General features: G+C 33.3%; 6 protein-coding genes and 1 pseudogene. All 7 read left to right on the forward strand.

Annotated elements, in window-relative coordinates; all coding sequences use genetic code 11:
• The coding region (locus tag HMPREF1639_RS07415; protein WP_036765034.1) for a DUF4368 domain-containing protein at positions 1–1,328 on the forward strand (1,328 nt) is incomplete at its 5' end.
• Positions 1,329–1,388: 60 nt separating this feature from the next.
• Positions 1,389–1,907, forward strand: coding sequence for a ClbS/DfsB family four-helix bundle protein (locus tag HMPREF1639_RS07420; protein ID WP_005761288.1), 519 nt, complete (start codon positions 1,389–1,391; stop codon positions 1,905–1,907).
• A 126-nt stretch (positions 1,908–2,033) separates the two neighbouring features.
• Positions 2,034–2,354 (forward strand): DUF3847 domain-containing protein, encoded by a 321-nt coding sequence (locus HMPREF1639_RS07425; protein ID WP_005761264.1) that lies wholly within the window; start codon positions 2,034–2,036, stop codon positions 2,352–2,354.
• 240 nt (positions 2,355–2,594) lie between these two features.
• Positions 2,595–4,055: a MobQ family relaxase gene (gene mobQ / locus HMPREF1639_RS07430; RefSeq protein WP_036765029.1), complete on the forward strand. Its 1,461-nt coding sequence runs from the start codon at positions 2,595–2,597 to the stop codon at positions 4,053–4,055.
• A gap of 126 nt (positions 4,056–4,181) precedes the next feature.
• A complete protein-coding gene (locus HMPREF1639_RS07435) occupies positions 4,182–4,967 on the forward strand; it encodes a class I SAM-dependent methyltransferase (RefSeq protein ID WP_198021078.1) in 786 nt (261 codons plus the stop codon).
• A gap of 102 nt (positions 4,968–5,069) precedes the next feature.
• The gene (locus HMPREF1639_RS07440) at positions 5,070–5,234 is read left to right on the forward strand and encodes a transposon-encoded TnpW family protein (RefSeq protein WP_019728250.1); all 165 of its coding nucleotides are present in this window, start codon (positions 5,070–5,072) and stop codon (positions 5,232–5,234) included.
• A 41-nt stretch (positions 5,235–5,275) separates the two neighbouring features.
• Positions 5,276–5,713 (forward strand): annotated as a pseudogene (locus HMPREF1639_RS07445) (type IV secretory system conjugative DNA transfer family protein); the annotation flags it as partial.
• Between the last annotated feature and the right edge of the window lie 99 nt (positions 5,714–5,812).

A 5,812-nucleotide genomic window follows, 5' to 3' on the forward strand; every position in this document is an offset into this window, starting at 1 on the left:
ATAACGGAATAGATAGTGAGAAACAAGCAGAAAGCGACTTTACCCCATTTCTAAATATCATGAACGAATGGTATGCAAGAGATACATCAAGAAAAATACAATCCATCTTCAGAGCAAGAATGGAAGAGGGTAAAAGAGTATCACCAAGCGTACCATACGGCTATTATAGAAACCCTAAGAACAAACAGGAGCTACTTGTCGATAAAGAGAGTTCAAAGGTCGTAAAACGCATTTACAGACTTGTAATAGAGGGATATGGAGTAACACAGATAGCAGATATACTAACCAAAGATAAAGTCCTTATCCCATCAGCCTATGCAGAAATACATTATCCCGAAAATAATCATAGCTCCAAGAAAAGAGGAATAGAAGACCCGTATTTTTGGACACCGACCACAGTAGGCTATATCTTAGAAAAGCAAGAATATATGGGACACACCGTACTTGGTAAAACAATATGCCTTGATTACAAAACCAAAAAACGAAGAAAGGCGAAAGAAGATGAACTCATTATCTTCAAAAACACCCATGAAGCAATCATTGATGAAGAAACATGGAATAACGCACAAAGGTTAAGAAAAACAGTGAGAAGAAGTCCAAAGTATGGAACAACATCACACCCCTTTACAGGACTTTTAATCTGTTCAGATTGTGGAGGAAAGTTAAGTTACAGAGAGCCGGCAGAACACAAAGAAAAGAAATATGATAGTGATTACTCTTTTGTATGTCAACATTATAGACACAGAAAAGGCACTTGCAGTATGCACTACATCAAAGTAAAAACAGTGAATGAAATTCTCTTAAAATCAATCAAAGAAATCACAGACTTTGCAAAAGAAGAAAAGCAAGAATTTCTAAAAGTGATGAACAAGTTATCCGACGAAAAAAGAGAAGAAAAGTATCAAGGAGATAAAGAAAAGTTAGAAAAACTGTCATCAAGAAATGCAGAATTAACAACACTAATTACAAAGCTGTATGAAGACCACGCACTTGGAAAAATTCCTGTAAAACACTTTGATAGATTATTTAATATCTATGATACAGAGCAACAAGACTTAGAAAAGCAAATACAGTATTTTGAAGAGGAAATAGAAAGCTATCATCAGAGAAAAGTTGAAACCGATAAATTCCTAAAAATGATAGAGAAATATACCGATATTGAAGAACTGACAGTACCAATGATAAATGAGTATATAGAAAAAGTAGTAGTTCATGAAGCGACAGGGGGAAGAAAAGGCAAAGACAGAAAACAGCAAGTTGATGTGTATTTTAACTTTATAGGCAACTGTCAAGTGCCACAGAAAGAGGAGATAGAAAAACTGGCTTAAAAATGGTATAATATTATTAATTATTCAGAGAGAAAAATAAGAAGTTGTGGAGGTGATTTTTTGCGAACATACGAAAATAAAGAAGAACTCAAGACTGAAATAAATAAAACATTTAAAAAATATATTTCAGAATTTGATAATATACCAGAAACCTTAAAAGATAAGAGAGTTGATGAAGTTGATAGAACTCCCGCAGAAAACCTTGCTTATCAAGTGGGATGGACAACCTTACTTCTTAAATGGGAGAAAGATGAAAGAAAGGGACTTAAAGTAAAGACACCATCGGACGAATTTAAATGGAATCAACTTGGTGAATTATATCAGTGGTTTACGGATACTTACGCTCATTTATCCTTACAAGAGTTGAAATCCAAATTAAATGAAAATATTAATTCTATCTATGCAATGATTGATTCGTTAAGTGAGGAAGAATTGTTTAAACCGCATATGAAAAAATGGGCTGATGAAGCAACTAAAATAGCAGTATGGGAGGTATATAAGTTTATTCATGTAAATACGGTTGCACCTTTTGGATCTTTTAGAACAAAAATCAGAAAATGGAAGAAGATAGTACTATAAATCTCAGTTTGTCGAAGTAAAATAATTAAATACAAGTAATAATATATCAACTTACGAAACAGTAAACAAAAAGAATGGTTTACTGTTTTTTCTTTGCTCAAAATTACGAAGAAAGGAAAACAGAAAATGAAAAATATAGATGAAAAAATTTTAATGGCAGAAGAAGAAATTAAGCAGTTACAAAACAAAAGAAAAAAGCTCATCAGTCAGCAGAAACAGGAAGAAAGAAAAAAGAGAGATAAAAGGCTTTATGAAAAAGGAGCAGTCTTTGAAAGTATCTTTACCGAAAGCAAGGATTTTACAAAAGATGAATTCTATCAACTAATCTCATTTTCAACTATCAAAGAAGCAATCAATCAAAAAATCTTAAAAATCATAGAGAAGCGAGAACAAAGCGAAAACAAAATTACAGAAATACAAGAGGAAGAAACAGAGATAGAGAAATAGTCCCTTGTTGACAAGGGCGCACTTATACACCCTAAAGGGTGTGTGCGTTCTCCGAAGGCTCTTGCAGAGAGCATATCAGCTAACGCTGATACAGGGGAGCTACACTCCCCTACGGAAATAAATTTCCTACCCCTTGTGTACTTCCCAAAAGAAATCGGATAAAAAGCAATCCGATTTTTTTTAGTAAGTCTTTATCATCGCCACCATATCCATATCAGAAAAAGAGAGGAGGTTTTACTTATGGCAATCTATCATCTTAGTATCAAAATTATCTCAAGAGGCAAAGGCAAAAGTGCAGTAGCAGCTTCCGCCTATCGTAGTGGCGAAACGATAAAAAATGAGTATGACGGCATAGTCCATGACTTTACAAGAAAGAGCGGAATCGCACATACAGAAATCCTACTACCACAAAATGCACCACAGGAATTTTCAAACCGTTCTGTCTTATGGAACAGTGTCGAGAAAATAGAAAAAAGTAAAAACTCACAACTTGCAAGAGAAATAGAAATTGCTTTACCTAAAGAGCTAAATCGAGAAAAACAGATTGAACTTGTCAGGGAGTATGTAAAAGATAATTTTGTAAATGTTGGTATGTGTGCCGACATTGCCTTACACGATAAAAATGACGGAAACCCACACGCACATATCCTACTAACAATGCGACCGTTAGAAGAAGATACAACATGGGGAGCAAAATCAAAAAAGGAATATATCCTTGATGAAAATGGAGAAAAGATAAAACTCAAAAACGGCAATTACAAAACAAAAAAAATAGATACAGTAGATTGGAATGAACAAGACAAAGCAGAAGAATGGAGAAAATCATGGGCAGACATCACAAACAAATATTTGAAAGAAAATAGCATACAGGAAAAAGTAGACCATCGTTCTTATCAAAGGCAAGGTATAGAACAAATACCGACCATTCATTTAGGAGTATCAGCAACCCAAATGGAGAGGAAAGGCATAGCCACAGATAGAGGAAATATCAACCGAGAAATCAAACACCAAAATGCGATTTTGAGAGAAATCACAAGAAGAATAAAAGCCTTACTAAATTGGATAAGGGGAATAGGCAAAGAAGAAAAAGCAGATACTGGAAATATAAAATCCACCCTACCACCAAAAGAAAATCTACTATCCGTTTTTGAAAATCTTATCCGTAACAATGCAGATAACCATAATGTAGACTTAGAAAAATATATTGAAAGCTATCAATTTCTTAAAGATAAAAATATTACATCAATATCTGAATTGAAAGAAAATATATCAGCATTAAGAGATAAAAATTATAAGACCACAAGAGCAATAAAAGATACCGAAAAGAAAATCAATGACAAAGTAGAGCTTATCGACCAATCCGAGAAATATTTGAAACATAAAGACACCTCCAAAGCCTATACCAAATTAAAGAAAAGTAAACAGGAAGATTTTTATAATGAGCATACCGCAGAACTTATTTTATTTGAGAGTGCAAGAAAATATCTAAAAGAACATTTAGGAGAAAGCAAGACCTTAGCTATATCAAAATGGAAATCAGAAGTTACCACTTTGAAGAAAGAGAAAAATAGCCTATATTCTCAAATCTTAGATATGCGAAAAGATGTTGAACAAGCCGAGAGTGTTAGGAGCTGCATAGAGAAATTACTACAAGGAAACAGAGAACTAACACAGGTCAAGAAGAATGAGTTAGGTCTATAAAACTGAGCTGAAAAATGGTATAATATTATAAATATAGAGTGAAACAAAATTCAAATTAACTTAAGGAGGTGCATTGAAATACAAAAAGTAAAGATAGAAAAGAATACTGTTCAGGAAACATTGCTTGTGCCACTATATGGTAGAAAAATGTGTTCTGAAAAATTTCCTGAACTTTATACAGACATTTTCGCAAAGAATTTATGCGATAGTTTGGATTATGATTTTTCAGAATTAGAGAGAAAAAATAATTCGTTTTTATATGAGTTTGGATCACTTGAAGCAGCAATGCGTCAGTTAGATATTATGTGGGAAATCAAAGAATATCTAAAGACTTATCCAAAGGCAACTGTTGTAAATCTTGGCTGCGGCTTAGACGAAACAGGAAAAGCTTGTGATAATGGAAGTTGTAAGGTAGTCAATGTAGATTTCTCCGATGTTATAGAAGTTCGTAATCAGCTTATTTCAAATTATGAAAGAGAAAAAAATGTTGCCTGTGATTTAAAAGATTATTCATGGATGAACGAAGTAGACGGTTCAAATGGAGTTATTTTCTTTGCGGCAGGGGTATTTCATTATTTTAAGAAAAATGAAGTGAAAGATTTAGTTTTAGAGCTTTCTAAAAGATATGTAGGGGGTTGTTTGATTTTTGATAGTGTAGGTAAGCTCGGTTTAAAGCTGATGATGTCAAAGACACTAAAAAATATGGGTATCAGCGATGTAGAAGGATTATTCTATACAAACAATCCGATACAAGATCTTAATTGGTCGGAGAAAATAAAAATTACCTCAAAGGGCTATATGTTGGGCTACTATGATATGAAAAGTCCCAATATTCGTTTCTCTCATCGTTTACTTGCAAAGATAGGCGATGATATGATGAAGATGGCTATAAATAAAATTGAGTTTGTTTAACTCAAGCAACTAAATACAATCTATAACATATCAACTTACGAAACAGTAAATCAAAAAAAGGTTTACTGTTTTTTCTTTGTCTAAAATCGGAAAGGAGGATTTATGGAGGAAGAAAAAAGAGAAATAAAAGCACCACCACATAAACAGTTAATAATGGATATTGGGAAGACAAAATATACTGTAAACCTACATTTTAAGCAAGATACAGGCGAAACATACAAGGATAAAATACTAAAGCTAATCAAGAGAGAAACAGAGAAGATATAAATTTGTCAAAGAAATTTTGTTTATGTCCTTGACAAATCTTCCCAAAAGGAACAATAGTCATTGAGTGTGGGAAGATGCTTGAGGATAATGGCTATGAGATAAAAATCTTAAATACCATCAACTTCAAAAAGAGTATGAAGTACAATCCCTTTGCCTATCTCAAAAGTGAAAAAGACATCCTCAAATTAGTGCAGACAATTATTGCAAACACTAAGGGAGAGGGTGAAAAAGCAGGAGAAGATTTTTGGGTGAAAGCCGAAAAGCTCTACTATACAGCTCTTATCGGATATATCTTCTATGAAGCTCCAAGAGAAGAAAAGAACTTTGCGACACTACTTGATATGATAGATGCTTCAGAAGTCAGGGAAGATGATGAAACATACATGAATCCCATTGATAGGCTATTTGAAGCATTGGAAAAGAAAGAGCCTACACACTTTGCAGTTAAGCAATATAAAAAATACAAACTCGCTGCTGGAGTAATAGAATTAAGGAGAACACTTAATCACTGTTTTAGTGAAATATGTACTTCTTAATTCTTTTTTATTTAAGAAATTAAGAGGAAGGAGGAAAAAGTG

Source organism: Peptostreptococcus sp. MV1 (assembly GCF_000758885.1).
Taxonomy (GTDB): Bacteria; Bacillota; Clostridia; order Peptostreptococcales; family Peptostreptococcaceae; genus Peptostreptococcus.

Bases quoted from the DNA above. Each gene is read 5' to 3' on its own strand.
- HMPREF1639_RS07425 (WP_005761264.1), top strand. From the start codon at position 2,034: ATGAAAAATATAGATGAAAAAATTTTAATGGCAGAAGAAGAAATTAAG.
- mobQ (WP_036765029.1), top strand. From the start codon at position 2,595: ATGGCAATCTATCATCTTAGTATCAAAATTATCTCAAGAGGCAAAGGC.
- HMPREF1639_RS07440 (WP_019728250.1), top strand. From the start codon at position 5,070: ATGGAGGAAGAAAAAAGAGAAATAAAAGCACCACCACATAAACAGTTA.